General features: G+C 65.9%; 17 protein-coding genes. 10 read left to right on the top strand and 7 right to left on the bottom strand.

Translation table 11 applies throughout. The annotated features are described in order from the left end of the window. Nucleotides 1-220: 220 nt before the first annotated feature. Nucleotides 221-1,048 carry a ferritin-like domain-containing protein gene (locus FAZ69_RS12345; protein WP_136894715.1) on the top strand — a complete coding sequence of 276 codons (828 nt, stop codon included), beginning with the start codon at nucleotides 221-223 and terminating at the stop codon, nucleotides 1,046-1,048. A 106-nt stretch (nucleotides 1,049-1,154) separates the two neighbouring features. Further along, complete coding sequence (locus tag FAZ69_RS12350) at nucleotides 1,155-1,685, top strand: hypothetical protein (protein ID WP_136894717.1); 531 nt, start codon at nucleotides 1,155-1,157, stop codon at nucleotides 1,683-1,685. A gap of 20 nt (nucleotides 1,686-1,705) precedes the next feature. Here FAZ69_RS12350 and FAZ69_RS12355 read toward each other — a convergent pair whose 3' ends face one another. From FAZ69_RS12355 to FAZ69_RS12375, 5 genes are all read right to left on the bottom strand, one after another. Further along, complete coding sequence (locus FAZ69_RS12355; protein ID WP_136894719.1) at nucleotides 1,706-3,334, bottom strand: DEAD/DEAH box helicase; 1,629 nt, start codon at nucleotides 3,332-3,334, stop codon at nucleotides 1,706-1,708. A gap of 193 nt (nucleotides 3,335-3,527) precedes the next feature. Further along, complete coding sequence (trhA, locus tag FAZ69_RS12360) at nucleotides 3,528-4,148, bottom strand: PAQR family membrane homeostasis protein TrhA (protein ID WP_136894721.1); 621 nt, start codon at nucleotides 4,146-4,148, stop codon at nucleotides 3,528-3,530. Nucleotides 4,149-4,288: 140 nt separating this feature from the next. Further along, a complete protein-coding gene (locus FAZ69_RS12365; protein WP_136894723.1) occupies nucleotides 4,289-5,587 on the bottom strand; it encodes a c-type cytochrome in 1,299 nt (432 codons plus the stop codon). A gap of 21 nt (nucleotides 5,588-5,608) precedes the next feature. Then, on the bottom strand, nucleotides 5,609-6,343 hold the full coding sequence (locus tag FAZ69_RS12370; RefSeq protein WP_136894725.1) for a c-type cytochrome: 735 nt from the start codon (nucleotides 6,341-6,343) through the stop codon (nucleotides 5,609-5,611). Nucleotides 6,344-6,588: 245 nt separating this feature from the next. Beyond that, a complete protein-coding gene (locus tag FAZ69_RS12375; RefSeq protein ID WP_136894727.1) occupies nucleotides 6,589-6,855 on the bottom strand; it encodes a BufA1 family periplasmic bufferin-type metallophore in 267 nt (88 codons plus the stop codon). Between the two features lie 419 nt (nucleotides 6,856-7,274). Here FAZ69_RS12375 and FAZ69_RS12380 point away from each other — a divergent pair, with 419 nt between their 5' ends. Then, complete coding sequence (locus tag FAZ69_RS12380; RefSeq protein WP_136894729.1) at nucleotides 7,275-8,207, top strand: CopD family protein; 933 nt, start codon at nucleotides 7,275-7,277, stop codon at nucleotides 8,205-8,207. Between the two features lie 58 nt (nucleotides 8,208-8,265). On the opposite strand, the gene FAZ69_RS12385 is transcribed toward FAZ69_RS12380, so the two are convergent. Both FAZ69_RS12385 and dgoD read right to left on the bottom strand, forming a co-directional pair. Further along, entirely contained in the window at nucleotides 8,266-8,568 is a 303-nt protein-coding gene (locus tag FAZ69_RS12385) for a hypothetical protein (protein ID WP_136894731.1), read from the bottom strand. Nucleotides 8,569-8,779: 211 nt separating this feature from the next. Next, nucleotides 8,780-9,928 (bottom strand): galactonate dehydratase, encoded by a 1,149-nt coding sequence (dgoD, locus tag FAZ69_RS12390; protein ID WP_136894733.1) that lies wholly within the window; start codon nucleotides 9,926-9,928, stop codon nucleotides 8,780-8,782. A 174-nt stretch (nucleotides 9,929-10,102) separates the two neighbouring features. Here dgoD and FAZ69_RS12395 point away from each other — a divergent pair, with 174 nt between their 5' ends. From FAZ69_RS12395 to FAZ69_RS12425, 7 genes are all read left to right on the top strand, one after another. After that, the gene (locus tag FAZ69_RS12395; RefSeq protein WP_240702207.1) at nucleotides 10,103-10,783 is read left to right on the top strand and encodes a FadR/GntR family transcriptional regulator; all 681 of its coding nucleotides are present in this window, start codon (nucleotides 10,103-10,105) and stop codon (nucleotides 10,781-10,783) included. Nucleotides 10,784-10,871: 88 nt separating this feature from the next. After that, the gene (locus FAZ69_RS12400; RefSeq protein ID WP_136894736.1) at nucleotides 10,872-11,468 is read left to right on the top strand and encodes a class I SAM-dependent methyltransferase; all 597 of its coding nucleotides are present in this window, start codon (nucleotides 10,872-10,874) and stop codon (nucleotides 11,466-11,468) included. 174 nt (nucleotides 11,469-11,642) lie between these two features. Then, the gene (locus FAZ69_RS12405; RefSeq protein ID WP_136894738.1) at nucleotides 11,643-11,864 is read left to right on the top strand and encodes a hypothetical protein; all 222 of its coding nucleotides are present in this window, start codon (nucleotides 11,643-11,645) and stop codon (nucleotides 11,862-11,864) included. A gap of 478 nt (nucleotides 11,865-12,342) precedes the next feature. Beyond that, nucleotides 12,343-14,505 carry a TonB-dependent siderophore receptor gene (locus FAZ69_RS12410; protein WP_240702195.1) on the top strand — a complete coding sequence of 721 codons (2,163 nt, stop codon included), beginning with the start codon at nucleotides 12,343-12,345 and terminating at the stop codon, nucleotides 14,503-14,505. Between the two features lie 142 nt (nucleotides 14,506-14,647). Next, nucleotides 14,648-15,718 carry a TauD/TfdA family dioxygenase gene (locus FAZ69_RS12415; protein WP_169708616.1) on the top strand — a complete coding sequence of 357 codons (1,071 nt, stop codon included), beginning with the start codon at nucleotides 14,648-14,650 and terminating at the stop codon, nucleotides 15,716-15,718. A 22-nt stretch (nucleotides 15,719-15,740) separates the two neighbouring features. Further along, nucleotides 15,741-16,769, top strand: a complete 1,029-nt coding sequence (locus tag FAZ69_RS12420) for an ornithine cyclodeaminase family protein (RefSeq protein WP_136894744.1) — start codon at nucleotides 15,741-15,743, stop codon at nucleotides 16,767-16,769. Next, nucleotides 16,763-18,148: an alanine racemase gene (locus FAZ69_RS12425; RefSeq protein ID WP_136894746.1), complete on the top strand. Its 1,386-nt coding sequence runs from the start codon at nucleotides 16,763-16,765 to the stop codon at nucleotides 18,146-18,148. The genes FAZ69_RS12420 and FAZ69_RS12425 overlap by 7 nt, the downstream gene beginning before the upstream one ends. Nucleotide 18,149: the final 1 nt, after the last annotated feature.

Consider the following 18,149-nt stretch of genomic DNA (forward strand, 5'->3'; position numbering starts at 1 on the left):
AATCCGCAATCGAGAAAGCTGTCCAACTTTGTCGTAGCAGCCGTGGAACCGGGAGGCATGCGGCATGGTCTGTGCTACTTGTCGGCAAGTTCGCGAGAGTCGGACTAAGATGCCGGATATAAGGCTTAACAAATTCAATTGCGCTGTATTCGACGCGGATTCGGCAACGTGAATGCGCGGGCTTCGCGAAGGAAGGAATACGGCTTTGGGAGCGCTACGTATGCACACTGACTCCAACCATGTGATGCCTTGGCGTATCGAGGACATCGATCTCACCCGGATCGATCGTCAGCGAGCCGCGGCGAACGAGGACCTCTTGCTGCTGCTATGCGCGGCCTCGTTCATCGAAAGCGGCTCCGATCTCTACACGAGCAACCTCACCACCTTCTTCAACGGCGACCCGGAAGTGTCGGCCTGGCTCAACCGCGAATGGGAGCCCGAGGAACTGCAGCACGGCCGGGCGTTGAAGGCCTATATCCACTACGTGTGGCCGGAATTCGACTGGGACACGGCATTCAGGAGCTTCTTCGACGAGTATTCGAAGACCTGCTCGGTCGAGCAGTTCGAGAAAAGCCGCGCGCTCGAGATGGTCGCGCGCTGTGTGGTCGAGACGGGTACTGCGACGTTGTACCGCGCCATCAACGAGTGCTCCGACGAGCCCGTGCTCAAGGAGATCACCGACAACATCCGTACGGATGAAGTCCGGCACTACAAGCATTTTTTCAAATACTTCAAGAAGTACAACGAGACCGAGGGCAACGGCCGGCTCGCGGTGCTCGGCGCGCTGATGCGCCGGGTCATGGAGATCAAGAACGAGGATTCGGAGATTGCGTTGCGGCATGTGTTCGCGATCCGCTATCCCGAGCGCGTCAACGATTCGATCTACAACCGCGAGCGCGCGGCGCGCATCAGTGCACTTGTGCGGCGCAATCTGTCGGCGGATATGTGCATCAAGATGCTGCTCAAGCCGCTCGAATTGCCCGCGAAGATCCAGCCGAGCGTTCACTATCCGCTCGCGAAGATTACGCAGCATGTCTTCTTTCGTTAGGGTCTATGCCCGTAATGCACATCAACGCTTTGTGCTACAACGAAATGGCCCGCGCAACGCGGGCCATTTTCATTTGCAGGAAATACGCTGATCAGCGAGGCATGCCATGTCCGACTCCACTTCTCGCGGGACTGCGCTTCTGCAGAGCGCCTTCGACGAATGGCCGCCCGAGTTGCGCGCGCTGTTCGACGGCACGGTGCTTGCCGCCAAAGCGGGCTTTACGGCGTCGCTGGTGACGATCGATATGAACGGCCATGCGCGCACGTCGCTCTTGAGCGCAGGCGAGCTGTATGCGCCGGACTCGCGTACGCTGTGCTTCGCGCTTTGGCCGGACTCGCGCGCGGCGCGCGCACTGCACGATCGCGGGCAGGCCGTGCTGACCTTCGTGCATGACGACGCGTTCTATCAAGTGCAGCTCGACGTGCAGCCGTTGACGGACGACGATAGCGCCGCGCCCGGGTCGCTCGCGTTTTTCGCGGGCTCGATCGACACCGGCGAGTCGCAGAGCGTCCGCTATGCGCGTTTGACGAACGGCATTACGTTCGAATTGGAAGAGGGACGGGACGCGGTGCTCGATCGATGGGAACGGCAGATCGAGCACCTGAGGCAGGCTGCTAGCGGCGCAGCGGGCCGCTAGCGGTCAAATGGCGGGTGATTTCAGCGGTCGCGCTCGCCGTTGCGTGCGGGACGTTGCTGGCGTGAACCGTCCTTGCGCGGAGCCCCGCCGAGCAGCGCGCCGGGATTGCCCGGCCGCTTGTTGCGGTTGCCGGCGTGGCCGCCGTTCGCAGCGGCGTTGTCGTGCTTCGCCGTATGCGCTTCGCCGCGGGCCGATTGATTGCGCGCGTTGCTATTCGATGCAGGCTTCGAGTCTGCATTGTTGCGCGCGGGCGCGCGGCGTGTGTCTTGCCGTGGCTGCGCCGCGGCTGCCGGTTTCGTCGACGTTGCCTGAGCCGGACGAGCTTGGCGTGTGCGGGCTTCGCCGCCACCTTCGCGCCGTGGGGCGGATTGCTTACGTTGCTCCGTCTTTGCCGCAACAGGGGCAATGCTTTCGCGGCGCGCGCCTTGCCCTTGTCCCTGGCCTTGCCGCGGCTGACGCCCGCCGCCGCCTTGCCCGCGCCGCTGAATCGGCTCGGGCTTCGCATTCGGATCGGGGTCGAAGCCCGGGATCACTTCCTGCGGCACGCTGCGCTTGATCAGCTTCTCGATATCCTTGAGCAGCTGCAACTCATCGACGCACACGAGCGACACCGCTTCGCCGCTCGCGCCCGCGCGCCCCGTGCGGCCGATGCGGTGCACGTAGTCCTCGGGCACGTTCGGCAGGTCGTAGTTGACGACATGCGGCAGTTGATCGATATCGATGCCGCGCGCGGCGATGTCGGTGGCGACGAGCACTTGCAGCGTGTTGTTCTTGAACTCGGCGAGCGCGCGCGTACGCGCCGACTGGCTCTTGTTGCCGTGGATCGCGAGCGCGCTGATGCCGTCCTTCGTGAGCTGCTCGGCAAGCCGGTTCGCACCGTGCTTGGTGCGTGTGAAGACGAGCACCTGGAACCAGTTGTGCTGGCGGATCAGATGCGTGAGCAGCTCGCGCTTGCGGTCGCGATCGACGGGATAGATCTTCTGCGCGACCGTCTCCGCCGTCGTGTTGCGTCGCGCGACTTCGATCAGCGCCGGCGAATCGAGCAGGCTGTCGGCGAGCGCCTTGATCTCGTCGGAGAACGTCGCCGAGAACAGCAGGTTCTGGCGCTTCGGCGGCAGCTTCGCGAGCACGCGCTTGATGTCGTGGATGAAGCCCATGTCGAGCATGCGGTCGGCTTCGTCGAGCACGAGGATGTCGAGCTGCGACAAGTCGATCGTCTTTTGCTGCATGTGATCGAGCAGGCGCCCCGGCGTCGCGACGACGATATCGACACCGCGCTTCAACGCATCGATTTGCGGATTGATGCCGACGCCGCCGAACATCACCGTCGACTTCAGCTTCAGGTACTTGCCGTAAGCGCGCACGCTTTCCTCGACTTGCGCCGCGAGCTCGCGCGTCGGCGTGAGGATCAGCGCGCGCACGGCGCGCTTCGCCGGGTTCGCGCCGGCTTGCATCGTGGTCAGGCGCTGCAGGATCGGCAGCGTGAAGCCGGCGGTCTTGCCGGTGCCGGTCTGCGCGCCGGCGAGCAGGTCGCCGCCGTCGAGCACGGCGGGGATCGCCTGTTTCTGGATCGGGGTGGGGGACGTGTAGCCGAGTTCGTGAACGGCTCGCACCAACGGTTCGGACAAGCCGAGAGAGTCAAAAGACATAGTGTTTCTTCTTGCAATTCGGGTATGACGGCCGTCATTTCACGGGAGCCCTCGGGCGCGAACGGGAAACGGCCGGGTAAATCAATCGGCGGCACGGATGCATGCCGCATGGCATGCAGGTGCATTCAAGACACGGCGTCGCGCGTTAAGTTGCATTCGCAAGCTAGCGCGTTGCCGTCGGTTATCGGATGCGTCATGCGACATACGCCGCGACGCTGACGAATTGACACAGGCTGCCGGCCAGCACGAACAGATGCCAGATGCCGTGGCCGTGTCGAATGCGCTCGTCGTTGATGAAGAAATAGATGCCGACGCTGTAGATGATTCCGCCCGCGACGAGCCATGCGAGGCCCGCGGGCGGCAGCGCCTCGACGAGCGGACGGAAGGCCACGAGCGCAAGCCATCCCATCAGCACGTAGAGCACCATCGATACGCTGCGGGTGCGGCGCCCGAGCGTGAGTTCCTGCACGATGCCGACTGCCGCCAGCCCCCAGCTCACGCCGAACAGCGACCAGCCCCACGGCCCGCGCAGCGTGACGAGCGTGAAGGGCGTATAGCTGCCGGCGATCAGCAGGTAGATCGCCGAATGATCGCATTTCTGCAGGATCGCCTTGACACGCGGATGGCGGATGCTGTGATAGAGCGTCGAGATCGTGTACAGCACGAACAGCATCGCGCCGTAGACGCTGAAGCTCACCACCTTGTACGCATCGCCGTCGAGCGCGCCCATCGTGACGAGCGTCGCCAGTCCCGCCACCGCCAGCACGGCGCCGACCAGGTGACTGATGCTGTTGAAACGCTCACCGACATGCACGGCACAACCTCCAGAATGCTTTCATGCGCTTGTGGCGCACAGGCGGGCGGAACGGTCCGGTAAAACCGCCAGTCCAGAAAATGCGAAAGGCGCAGCCGCGGTTTCCCGCTGGCCGCGCCCGGATTTGCGTCAGGCCGCGCTTAGTCGAGCGGCGCCGAACGCAGGTCGCTCACTTGTTGCGGTGACACCGCAGTGCCGTGGTTGCCCCACGACTTCCGGATGTACGTCACGACGGCCGCGACTTCCTGATTCGACAGCGATTGCGCGAACGGCGGCATGCCATGCGGATGCGGATTGCCTTCCGTGCTCGGCGGGTAGCCGCCGTTCAGCACCATGCGGATCGGATTGACCGCAGACGGCATCTGAATCGACTGGTTGTTCGCGAGAGGCGGGAACGCCGGCGGGAAGCCCATGCCGCTTTCCGCGTGGCACTTCGCACACTGACTGGTATAGATCTTCTGGCCCTGCTCCAACAGTGCGCTGCCGAACTGTTCGGACGTCTCCAGCTGCATCGTTTCCGGTGCTTCCTTCTTCTGCGGGATCGTCTTCAGGTACGTGGACATCGCCTTGATGTCGTCGTCCGACATGTACTGCAGGCTGTTGTGGACGACTTCCGCCATCGGGCCGAACACCGCGCCGCGCCGCGACGCGCCGGTCTTCAGGAGATCGGTGATGTCCTTCAGGTCCCAGTCGCCGAGCCCGGCTTCCTTGTTCGACGTCAGCGACGGCGCATACCAGTTCTGCAGCGGGATCAGGCCGCCGGCGAAGGCCGCCGAGTTGACCGGGCCGCCCATCGCGTTGATCGAGGTGTGGCACATGCCGCAGTGGCCGAGGCCTTCGACGAGGTACGCGCCGCGGTTCCATTCGACCGACTTGGTCGGATCCGGTTTGAAGTCGCCTTCGCGGAAGAACAGCGTGCGCCAGCCGAGCAGCAGGTTGCGGTTGTTGAACGGGAACTTGAGTTCTTGCGCGCGGCTCGGCAGCGAGACCGGCGGGACCGAGCGCAGGTACGCGTAGATTGCGTCGGAATCGGCACGCGTGACCTTCGTGTAGCTCGCGAACGGGAACGCCGGGTAGAGCAGGCTGCCGTCCTTCGAGCGGCCCGTGTGCAGCGCGCGATAGAAGTCGTCCGAGGACCACTTGCCGATGCCGAATTGGTCGTCGGGCGTGATGTTCGGCGTGTACAGCGTGCCGAACGGCGTCAGCATCGGCAGGCCGCCGGCGAAGGTCTGGCCGCCGCGCACCGTGTGGCACGCGATACAGTCGCCGGCGCGGGCGAGGTACTCGCCGCGCTTGATCAGGGCGGCCTGGTCTTGCGGCGTGGCCGCCACGGCCGTGCCGTTGTGCAGGTTGTCGCCGCCCGACCACAAGACGGGAACGAGCGCGGCCGCCGCCACGACGATGACAGCCGAGAGAGCGAACAGGGACTTGCGTTTCATTTGAATGTCTCTCCTCGCGCCTTATTGCGGTTCGCTGCCGCAGGCAAGCGGGGTCTTCAACGAGCGGGCCGGAGCCGGCACGGGGTTTTGCGGGGCCGGCTGGGTGGCGAGCCACGAAGCGACGGCGTTGACGTCGTCGTCGGTCAGGCGGATGGCGACCGCATGCATGCAATCCGGCTCGATCGCGTGGCGCGAGCCCGAGCGCCATGCGCCGAGCTGGGCGCTGATGTAATCGGAATGCAGGCCGACGAGGCCCGGAATCGCCGGCTGCATGCCGGTCAGCTGCGAGCCATGGCAGGCCGCGCAGGCCGGCACGTTCTTCGACGGGATGCCTTGCAGGACGATGTCCTTGCCATGCTCGAGCGTGGCCGCCGAGACCGTCGGCTTGGCCGGCGCCGGATACGGCGGGCGTTGCTGGGAGAAGTACGTCGCGATCTGGTGGAGGTAGTCGTCCGAAAGGTACGTCACCAGATAGTTCATCGGCGGGTACTTGCGGCGCGCTTCGCGGAAATTGACGAGCTGGTTGTACAGGTAGTCGGCCGGCTTGCCCGCCAGACGCGGGAAGTAGTCATTGTCGGTGCCCTGCCCGTGCGTGCCGTGGCATGCGGTGCAGCCCTGCACTCGCGATTCCATCGTGTCGACCGGGGGATTGGGTTGAGTCTGCGCTTTCGCAGCGCTATAGACGCCAGCTGTGCCGATCAGCAAAAGGGCGATCAGCGGGCGGAAAATGCGTCTTGAAGACACGCGTAACTCCATGTTTTTCGGGGACCTGACCGGGCTTCGATCGGCTCGGTGGAATGAGACAGCCGGGCGCTGCGACGCAGCATTCTATCATCGATGGATAATGCAGGCTATTTGCCTACACCGAATGAGTTCCTGTGCGCACGTCCCTGCGGCGATATGTCGCGCGACGATTCTTCCCGGGTGTGGAGCCCGCCAGGTGTGGAGCCCGATGTGGCTCGGGCGGGTTGGGCCAGCGGGGGAGCCGGCCGCGTCGGCTGCTATTCCGTGAACTTGCCGCCGAGCTTCTGGCAGGTGCCCTTCAGCATGGTCTTGAAGTCGGCCGGGTCGTTGTCTTTCGTGGCTTGTCCGGAGCAGCTGTGCGCGTCGGTGCCGCAGTCGTTCTGGCCAGCCTTCGAGACGCCGAAGCACTCGACTTTCACTTTCGACTGGTCGACCTCGTCGGCGTGAGCGGCGAGCGGCGCGGCGCACGTGACGGCGGCAAGCGCCGCGGCGAACAGGGCGCGGCGCGATACGGTCTGGTTCATGGGCGTTTCCTATTGGATGCGAAGCGGCCGGAGTAAGCACGCGCCGGCCGGTTCGGATTGGGCGACAAAGCGCTTCATTGTGCAGCAGGGATGCGTGTTCGCCAATGGCGGGCCCGCTGGAACGGGCGGTCCGGCAGGGCGTTCGAAGCGGCGATGCAAAACCGGTTGAACCGTCGCAAACGATGAGCATCGAAGCGTACACTCTCGCCTGCGCGAGCGAGCCGGCCGTGCCGTGAGACGCGTGTCTTCGCCTCATGCGTTTCGCTTGCCGTCTTTGTCCTCTTCCTTTCTCCTTTCGATTGCCAGCCAATGAAGTCTTTCGATCCATTCGATCCCTTGCTCAGTGCGTCGCAAGCCTCGGTTGCGAATCTCGATGCATTCCCGGACATTGCGCCGCCCCAAGCGAAACGGGTCGTCCGATGAGGCTCGACGGGTTGTGGATCGGCCAGGTCGCGATGGCCGCGCTGACGAACGTCGCGTTCGCATTCGCCATCGGCTCGGCGCTGCTCGATGCGTGGCTCGCGAAAGAAGGCGCCCGCGCGCTCGTCGCGCCGTCGCACCCGGCATGGTTGCGCGCGCAACGATCGCTGATCGCTGCCGCCATCGTGCTCGTGCTGGCCGATGTCGGCTGGCTCGTCTATCAGGCCGCGTCGATGAGCGGCTCGGGCTTGCTCGACGCGCTCGGCGTGGTGCCTACCGTGATCGCGCAGACGCATGTCGGCCGCGCGTGGTGCGTGGCGTTCGGCGGCGCGGCGCTGCTCTTGATCGCCGCGCTGCTCGGGCGTTTCGGCGCGCTGGGCCATGCCTTGTTCTGGCTTGCGGTCATCGTCGCAGCGGCAGGCAAGGCGTCGATCGGGCATGCCGCTGACGCGGGCACGTGGTCGGCGGCTGCCGGCATCCAAACGCTGCATGTTCTTGCGACGGGCGTCTGGGGCGGCCTCGTGATCGCGGGTGGATTCGGCGTGCTGCCGGCGCTCGATTCGTCGATCGCGCGCGGCGTGCTGATTCGCGTCGCAGGGCAGGTGTCGAAGGTTTCACTCGTCGCGCTCGGGTTCGTCGTGGTGACCGGCGCGCTCAATGCGGAGCGTGGGCTGGGCGGCGCGCTGGCGCCGCTTCAGTCGAGCGAGTGGGGGCACGTGCTGATGCTCAAGGCCGCGCTCGTCGCGCTGGCGGTCGTGCTGGGCGGCATGAACCGCATGTCGGCGCTGCCGCGCTTGCGCCGCACTGCATCCACGGTGGATGCGCACACGTTCAACAACGTGCTGCATCTCGAGGCGCTGGTGATGATCGGCGTGTTCATCGCGGCAGCGGCCTTGGCGCATAGCGCGCCGGGTTACCTCGCGGCGGGGTGAGGCGCGCTGCGTTCTTGACACGGCGGCAGCGCTGCCGCCGATGTCTCATTTCTGAGACTCATTCGTAGCCGAGCTTGTGGCTCACGACAGGCGCAAAGAACAGCGCGATAGCACAGCCCGCAACCTTGCCCTCGAGCTCAGCCGAGGCCGCGTGCATCTGATAGGTCTGCGCGAGCAGTTCGAAGAGCTGTGGCGCGCAGTAGAGAATCGCCGCGCCGAGGCAGCATTTCTCGATCGCCGAGATGCGCCAGCCGCGCCCGTAACCCAAGACCGCCGCGATCACGCGCATGGCGCCGAAGATCATGAGTGCGCCCACTGCCGCTTGCTCGCGGATCAGATAGTCCGGCAGGAATTCGCCCATTTGCCGCTCCCCGTCGATCGTTTCGACGGGATGCTGCAAGGAGCGGGCCAATCGTGATGCGAGCCGTGCGGGCCAGCGCGCAAGCCTTGTGAGGCAGGCCTGGCGCGATGCCGCGCGCGATCGGCTCGCGAGCCGATCGCGGCGGATCCGCCCAAAACGTCGCATAACTGAGACACCGCTCACGTGACGCGGGCGGTCCATCACACCTCGCTCACCACTCCGCGACGCTGCCGTCCGCATGGCGCCACACCGGGTTGCGCCAGCGGTGGCCGGTCTTGGCCATCTCGCGCACCTTCTCCTCGTCGACCTCGATGCCGAGCCCGGGCCCCTGCGGAATCGACACGAACCCTTCCTCGTACTTGAAGACTTCGGGATTCTTGATGTAGTCGAGCAGGTCGTTGCCCTTGTTGTAGTGGATGCCGAGGCTCTGCTCCTGGATGAACGCGTTGTAGCTGACCGCGTCGATCTGCAGACAGGTCGCGAGCGCGATCGGGCCGAGCGGGCAGTGCAGCGCGACGGCGACGTCGTAGGCCTCCGCCATCGACGCGATCTTGCGGCACTCGGTGATGCCGCCCGCGTGCGAGGCGTCCGGCTGGATGATGTCGACGTAGCCGCCCGCGAGAATGTGCTTGAAGTCCCAGCGCGAGTAGAGCCGTTCGCCGAGCGCGATCGGCGTGCTCGTCTGGTTGACGATGTCGCGCAGCGCCTCGACGTTTTCCGAGAGCACAGGCTCCTCGATGAACATCAGCTTGTACGGATCGAGCTCCTTCGCGAGCACCTTCGCCATCGGCTTGTGGACGCGCCCGTGGAAGTCGACGCCGATTCCCGCATGCGGCCCGATCGCTTCGCGCACGGCGGCGACGTTGGCGATCACTTTCTCGACCTTGTCGAAGGTGTCGATGATCTGCAGCTCCTCGGAGCCGTTCATCTTGACTGCGGTGAAGCCGCGCTCGACGACCGCGCGCGCGTTGTTCGCGACGTCGCTCGGACGGTCGCCGCCGATCCACGAATACACCTTGATGCGATCGCGCACCTGGCCGCCGAGCAGCGCATGCACGGGCACGCCGTGGTGCTTGCCCAAGATGTCCCAGAGCGCCTGGTCGACGCCGGCGATCGCGCTCATCGAGATCGGGCCGCCGCGGTAGAAGCCCGCGCGGTACATGACCTGCCAGTGGTCTTCGATGAGGAGCGGGTCCCGGCCGATCAAGTAGTCGGCGAGCTCGTGGACGGCGGCCTCGACCGTATGCGCGCGTCCCTCGACGACCGGCTCGCCCCAGCCGACCACGCCCTCGTCCGTCTCGATCTTGAGAAAGAGCCAGCGCGGCGGAACGATGAAAGTCTCGAGCTTGGTGATTTTCATTGGCGGGTGTCTCCGAAAGGGGGGGCGTCAGGATGCGAAAGCGCCATCCTACCGCAAATGCGGCATTTAGTGCTATTAATAGTATTATTCATCGCGGGGCGTTCGAGATCGCGCGGGGAAGACGCTGCGCGATGCGTGATAATCGCGGTCCCGGAGTTTTCTCGAGAGGAGACCATCATCCAGCACGATCTGCACGGGCGCGTCGCCCATCTGCTCGCCACGGCGATCCTGCGCGGCGACTACGCGCCCGAAACGACGCTGCCGCGCGAAGCCGAACTGATGGAATCGTTCGGCGTGAGCCGCACCGTGCTTCGTGAGGCGCTGCGCACGCTGACGTCGAAGGGGCTGGTCGAATCGCGTCCGAAGGTCGGCACGCGGGTGCGGCCGCGTGCGGCGTGGAACCTGCTCGATGCCGACCTGCTCGACTGGTACTCGCGCGTCGCTCCGCCGATGGCCTTCGCGCTGAAGCTGCAGGAGATGCGCGAGATGATCGAGCCCTACGCGGCCGGGCTCGCCGCGCGCGCGCATACCGGCGAGACGCTGCGGCTCGTCGAGGACGCGCATGCGGCGATGGCGGCGGCGCAGAACGTCGACGAATGGGTACGCGCGGATCTGCGCTTTCACCTGAGCGTGCTCAACGCATGCTGTAACGAGCTGCTGCTGCCGCTCGGCGCGCTGATCGAGCGCACGCTCGAAGCGCAGTTGCGGCTCAATGCGAAGCGTGCCGATGTGTTCAACGCGTCGCTGGCCGAGCATACCGCGGTGTTCGGCGCGATCAAGGCGCGCGACGCGCAGGCCGCGCACCGCGCGATGGCCGAGCTGCTGGGAACGACGCGAGGGCGAATCGAAAGCTGACCCCCGAGGGCGCGTGGCCGCGAGCTCTTGACCACAATGGATCGAGTTCATCGATAATCCGCCTGGACGCCTCACTGGGAGCCCGACGATGGACAAGACGACGCTCGCAGCCTACGACCAGGCTGCCCCAGCCTTTGCCGACGACTGGAGCAGCCAGCCCGCGCCGGACGACATGTACCAGTTGCTCGCCCGCCATTTCAAGCCGGGGCCGACGGCCGACGTCGGCTGCGGCGCCGGACGCGATGTCGCCTGGCTGGCGGCGAACGGGTTCGATGCACGGGGCTACGACGCCTCGGAGGGGCTGCTGCGCGAGGCCAGGGCGCGACATCCGCAACTGCGCTTCGACGTCGCCCGCTTACCGGAGCTGGCGGGCATGGTCCCGGGCGCGTTCGAAAACGTACTGTGCGAGACCGTCGTCATGCATCTCGATCCGGACACTATCGGCGCGGCAACGCGGCGTCTCCTGGAGATTCTGAGGCCGGGCGGCGCTTTGTATCTGAGCTGGCGAGTAACCGGCGGCGAATCGGAGCGAGACAAGCACGGACGCCTCTACTCGGCATTCGACGCAAGCCGCGTGACGCGCGAGCTCGGCGCGGGCGATGCGGTGCTGCACGATCGGGAGGAAGTGAGCGCGTCGTCGGGCAAGCGCATTCATCGCCTCGTCGTGAGGAAGGCGGATGCTTGAGCCCGCGTTTGCGTGCGGCGCGCGCCGTTTCGTTTTACCTGTGGGGGTCCGGAGCGTACGCTGGGCAACTGCGCGGTCTTGGCGGATGGTGCGACGATGCATGCAAACTCGAGCGGACCGCGAATCGCAACAACGATTGAACCACGAGCGCTGGCGCGCAATAGGACGCAGAAGATGGACTCTCAACCCATAAAACCCGAAACGGCGCAAGCGCCGGCAAAGAAAAAGGGTCCGTCGAAGCGGACGCTGAACGTACTTTCGTTCCTCGTTGGAATCGTGACGTTCGCGATCGGCGTCGCGTGGCTGATCTATGCCGAGCTGCCGATCTTCGCGATTCCGCTTGTCGTTTGCGTGCCGGTGATCGCGGCGGTGGCGTTCCGCAATTGCTGGGACTAGCCTGACCCCGCGCCAGCGCCTGCCGCTCGCCCCCAAAATCGCTCGACCTGCACGACAACCGGCTCGGGCGTAGACCATCTGTCAGCACATCGCGGACAGAATGATCGTCGCCTGCCGCTCTAACGCGGATTTTTCTGTGTCAGCAGGGCGTCCCTGACGACTCGGACTCATTCATATCTTAAAAAGATGTTGACAGATTTTTACAATTGATAATAATTCTCATTTCCGATCTGCTGGACACATGATTCACTCCATTGGCGGAATCGGGCGGTTGGGCCGGTTCGATTGCGTTTGCGCCGCAGCAGGGTTCACACGCGGATTTCCCATGCGTCTCGCCGGAGCGCTGAAGCAGCGAAATCACTCGGGGTAGCGACATATAACAAAGATGGAAACTGGAATGCGATATCAACTTAGTACTGCAAATCGAGCGAGCCGCGCTGGTGTATCGCCGAATCCTTCGAATCTGCGCAGAAGCACGGTGCTGATCGCGTGCATGCTCGCGTGTTCGTCGCTGAATGCCTATGGGCAGGAGGCCGCCGGCAATGCCGACGATTCCGCGAACGCCGGCAAACAGCCGGGCGCATCCAGTGGCGCTGCAGCCGGCAGCGCGGCCGTGGCGCAGCAATCGGGAGCGGACGGTGCCGGGAGCGCATTGGGGGCGATCGTCGTGCAAGCCTCGCGTCCGTCGCTCTACTCCGAGCCGGATGTCAACGTCGGCGCGCTGGGTTCGAAGGACCCGAAGGATCTGCCGATGTCCGTGACGTCCTATTCGGCCGAACTGATCGAGGCGCAGCGCGCGCGCACGCTGATGGACGTGCTCAAGAACGATCCCTCAGTGCAGAACACAGCAGTGGGCGGCGCCATGGACAACATCAGCATTCGCGGCTTTCCCGTCGACTGGACCAATACGATGCGGCGCGACGGCATGCCGGTGGCTCCGTACTACGATCTCGGCCTCGAGAACATCGAGCGCATCGACGTGCTCAAGGGGCCGTCGGGCTTCCTGTACGGCGTCAACTCGCCGGGCGGCACGGTCGACTACGTCATCAAGCGTCCTACCGCGGAGCGCTTCACGAGCGTCACGAGCGAGGTGCGCAGCTACGACGGCTACTACGGCGCGGTCGACACCGGCGGGCCGATCGGCGACGGCCGCTTCGGCTATCGCTTCAACGTGGCCGGCGAGAAGGTCGGCAACTTCACGCACGCCGGCGACCTCACGCGCACCTTCGTGAGCGGCGCGATCGACTGGGCGATCACGCCTCGCGCGCTGCTGCGCTTCGACTTCGACTACCAGGACAAGAAGCTCGCCGCGCAGCCCGTGATCGGCCTGCAGCCGGACGGTTCGCTGCCGCCGTATTTCGATCCGCGCACGCTGCTCGGCCAGCCGTGGCTGCAATACCGCACCAGCACCTACAACCTGGGCGGCCGCTTCGACTACAAGTTCAACGACCGCTGGAGCTTCACGACGCAAGTCGCGCAGTCCTACAACAACCGCGACGCCGCGTTTCCCGACGTCTACTCGGTGGCCGGCAATGGCGACATCCTGAGCGGCGACATCTACCTCTCGCCGGATCAGAGCTTCCGGGTGCTGTCGACGAATACCTTCGTGACCGGCAAGTTCGACACCGGGTTTCTCTCGCACCAGCTCGTGACGGGCGTGTCCACGCGCAACTACGAGGCGCACCAGGGCGGCTTCGCGGTTTTGCCGATCACCGTCGGCAACATCTTCAATCCGGTCTATTCGTCCCAGCCGGCGATCTCGTATCCGGCGAAAACCACGGACAAGAACTTTCAGCCGAGCGTGTTCGTCAGCGACCTGATCGACATCGGTTCGCACTGGAGCGTGATGCTCGGCGTGCGGCACGTCTGGTATCGCGACGATTCATATCCGCCCGCCAGCGCGGCGACGCATTACCAGACGAGCGTCAACGTGCCTTCGGCCGGGCTGATCTTCAAGCCGCTGCAGTCCGTGTCGACCTACGTCAGCTATGCCGAGGGCATCGAGCAGGGCGGCGTGGCGGCGTTCAACACGGCCAATGCCGGCCAGAATCTGCCGCCGGTCAAGAGCAAGCAGTACGAGGCGGGCGTGAAGGCCGATGTCGGCAACAACTTGAGCATCGACGCGGCGCTGTTCCGGATCGAGAAGACGCTTCAGTACGTGAATGCCGAGAACGTCTATGTGCAGGCCGGCAAAGAGCGCCATACCGGCGTCGAACTCACGGCGAACGGGCGGGTGACGCGCGATTTGTCCATCGTCGCGGGCGCCGCGTATCTGGACACCGTGCAGCAAAACACCGGCGACGCCACGACCGAAGGCAAGCGCGCCGCGAACGTGCCGCGCTTCCAGGCGAGCGCCTTCCTCGACTACCGGATCGCGCCGATCCATGGGCTCAGCGTCAACACCGGGGTGTACTACGTCGGCAGCCGTCCGCTGAATGCGCAGAACAGCGTGACGCTGCCGGGCTACGTGCGCTTCGACGCCGGGGCGGCCTACCAGATGCAGATCGGCGGGCACTCGACGGTGTTCCGCGCCGGCGTGCAGAACCTGACCGACAAGCGCTACTGGGCCGCCGCGAACTACAACTCGGTGTGGCCGGGCCAGCCGAGGACGTTCTTCCTGTCGGCGCAGGTCGACATGTAGGCGCCGCGAGAGCGCCATCCACGACGGCCATCGCAGACGCGACATCGAGCGCGCCGGCCGCGTCCCCACGAAAACAGGCTTTACCGAGGGCAATCGGCCACGCCGCCGGCGTGGTCAAGCCAGTTTTCACATGAGGGAACGTATGAATCTTGCTCAAGGCTATGAACCGGGCGGCGTGCAGTCGATCTCGAAGTCGCTTGCGATCTACGAGATGAACGACGACGAAATCGCGGGCCTCGCGCGCACCGCGCAGGCGTTGCTCGCGCAGCATGACAGCGTGGAGAACGTGCGCTTTGCGGCCGACTGCACGCTCGCCTCGCAGGAGCTGCCGCGCTCGCTGCGCGCGTTGGCGCAGCGCTACCGGCAGCTCGAGCTGCCGTGCAGCGTGCTGATGCTGCGGGGCATGCCGGTCGACGACGCGCGCATCGGCCCGTCGCCGTCGCATTGGGACGCGCCCTGGCGCAGCCCGCCGTCGCTCTTCGAAGAGGCGATGCAGTGCCTGACGACGTCGCTGCTCGGTGACATGTTCGGCTGGCGCACCCAGGAGAACGGCCGCTTTCTGCGCCACATCGTGCCGATCGAGAAGGACCACGCGGAGCAGCTGGGCGGCGGCAGCAGCGTGACGCTCGTCTGGCACAACGAGGAGGCCTTTCATGAGCATCGCGCGGATTTCCTGTCGATCCTCTGCTACCGGAACGAGGAGCGCGCCGAGACGATCTTCTGCGGCGTCGACGAAATCGACATTCCCGACGACATGTGGCGCGTGCTGAGCGCGCCGCGCTTCACGATCCTGCCCGACAAGTCGCACCTGCCCGAGCAGAACGTCAGCGCGCAATGGCGGCTCGACGATCACGTGTTCGCGCAGATTCGCCGCATGTACGAAAGCCCGCAGCCGGTGCCCGCGCTGCGCGGCATGCGCGCGAAGCCCTGGCTGCGCGTCGACGAGGCGTTCATGAGCGCGCTGCCTGGCGACGCCGAGGCCGAGGCGGCGCTGCGCTGGCTGATCGACGCCTGCTATGCGCACCAGACGAGCGTGGTCATGCAGCCCGGCGACATGGTCTGGATCGACAACAAGCGCGCGGTGCATGGACGCACCGTCTATAGCCCGAACTACGGTCCGCGCCAGCGCTGGCTGCGGCGCGTGAACGTCCACGTCAACCTGCGCGAGACGCTGCCGTTCCGGCAGACGGCGTCCACGCGCGAGATCCTGTGAGGCAGCGATGAATGCAAATGCAATGACTTTCGCCACCGCCGCCGGCTCCGAAACGGGTGCGCCGGCTGATCCGCTGAGCACATCGCGGCTTCTCGTGCTCGGCAAGCGCGTGTTCGACGAGATCGACTACGACCCGGCAATGGTGCTCGACGCAGTCGAGCGCGCCTACCTCGCGCTCGGCAACGGCGAATCCGACAACCCGCGCAAGCTGATGAGCCAGCCGCCGGAGAAGCATTCGGTGGCCTACTCGATGCTCGGCCGCGACGGCGGCCGGCGCACGGTCGGTTTCAAGACCTCGTACAAGCACGATCCGACGCACGATCGCGGGCTGCAGAAGTACTACACGACCCTGCTGCTGTTCGACGACGTCACCGGCCTGCCGGTCGCGCTGATGGACGGCAGCCTTGTCGGCGCGCTGCGCACGCCGGCCGTCTCGGCGCTGATCGCGCGCGCCGCCGCGCCGCATGCGCGCACCGCGCTCATCGTCGGCACCGGCACGCAGGGCCGCATGGCCGCGCCGATGCTGCTCGCCGCGCTGCCGGACATCGAGCGCGTCATCGTGCACGGGCATCACGACGAGGGGATCCTGGCCGTGCGCCAGACCTTGAAGCGCTTTCATCCGCAGCGCGACATCGAGGTGTCGTCCGATCTCGAAGCGTCGGCGCGGCAGGCCGACATCGTGCTCGGCGTGGCCGGCGCCGGCGCGCCGGAGGCCGTTCGGCACGCGTCGCTCAAGCCCGGCGCGCTCGCGCTGCTGGTGGGCTACGGCATCCATGCCGATGCGCTCTGGCATGCCGACTACCGGATCGCGACGAGCGAAGCGCAGATGCGGGTGACGGGCACGGATCTCGCCGACGCGCGCGGTGAGTTCGCGCCGATCGATGCCGAGCTGCCCGACATCCTGCTCGGCCGCAAGCCGGCGCGGCGCTCGCCCGAGCAGATCGTGTTCGCCTACAACAGCGGCATGGTCGTGACCGACATCGCGCTCGGCCGCTTGCTGGCCGAGCAGGCGCGTGCGAAAGGGCTGGGCGAGGAGGTTTCGCTATGGTGAACGACTTTCCGCGGCTGCCGGCGCTCTGGCAGCCGGCGCTGCGCGGCTTCGTCGACGGTCATGCTGGGCTGATCCGCGAGCTCGCGCACGGCTTCGATGCGCCGCTGCATTTCGTGTTTCCCGAGCGTTTCGCCGGCAACGTCGCCGCGTTTCAGCGCGTGCTCGACGCGCGCGGCATCGCGGGCCGGATCTTCTACGCGAAGAAGGCGAACAAGGCGCGGTGCTTCGTGCGCGTTTGCGGCGACGCCGGCATCGGCGTCGATGTGGCGAGCGCGGGCGAGTTCGCCGCAGCGCTGGCGGCGGGCGTGCGCGGCGCGGATGTCGGCGTGTCCGGCCCCGCGAAGGCGGACGAGCTGCTGCGGCTGTCGGTGCTGCATGACGCGCTCCTTGCGATCGACAGCGCCGACGAGCTCGCGCGGCTCGCCGCGCTGGCGCGCAGCCGGAAACGCACGGCGCGCGTGCTGCTGCGCATGCTGCCGGCCGGTCAGGCCGGCAGCCGCTTCGGCTTGAGCGGTGAAGCGCTCGGCGCCGCGCTGGCCTTCTGCGCCGAGCACCGCGCGCATTTGCGGCTCGAAGGCTTTTCGTTCCACTTGTCGGGCTACAGCGCGCAAGCGCGCTGTAGCCAGGCGGGACTCGCGGTGCGGGCCTGCGCGACGGCGCGCTCGCTCGGGCTTGCGCCGCACACGATCGATATCGGCGGCGGGTTTGCGATGTCGTACGCGGGCGAGAACGACTGGGGCGCCTTTCTCGCCGCGCACCGGCCGCACGACTATCACGCGCACAAGACCTTCGAGGGCTTTTATCCGTACCACCAGACGCCCTCCGGCCCGGCGATGCTCGACGCGATCCTCGGAGGCGTGCCGGACGGCGAGACGCAGCCGCTCGCCGATCTGCTGAACGCGCAGCAATTGCAGCTGATGCTGGAGCCCGGGCGCGCGCTGCTCGACCAGGCTGGCTTCACCGTGTTCACGGTGCAGGGCGTGAAGGACGCGGCGGACGCGAAGGACCCAGACGGCTACGGCATCGTGACGGCCAACGGCACGAGCTTCAGCGTGTCCGAGCAATGGTTCGGCAGCGAATTCCTGCCCGATCCCGAGCTGCTGCCCGCTGCGCGCGATTCGCGGAGTGCGCCGTATCGCGCCTGCGTCGGCGGCGCGAGCTGCCTCGACTCGGACATGCTGACCTGGCGCAAGGTCGCATTCCCGCAGCGCCCCGAGGCGGGCGACCTGCTGCTCTATCCGAACACGGCCGGCTATCAGATGGACTCGAACGAGTCGCCTTTCCACGAGCTGCCGCTGCCTCCAAAGATTGCCGTGACGCTCGACGGCGCGCGCCCGAGCTGGCGTGTAGACCGCTTTCCCCCTTTTCCAGGAGCCTGAC

The organism is Trinickia terrae, assembly GCF_005144415.1.
In the GTDB taxonomy this organism is placed as follows: domain Bacteria; phylum Pseudomonadota; class Gammaproteobacteria; order Burkholderiales; family Burkholderiaceae; genus Trinickia_A; species Trinickia_A terrae.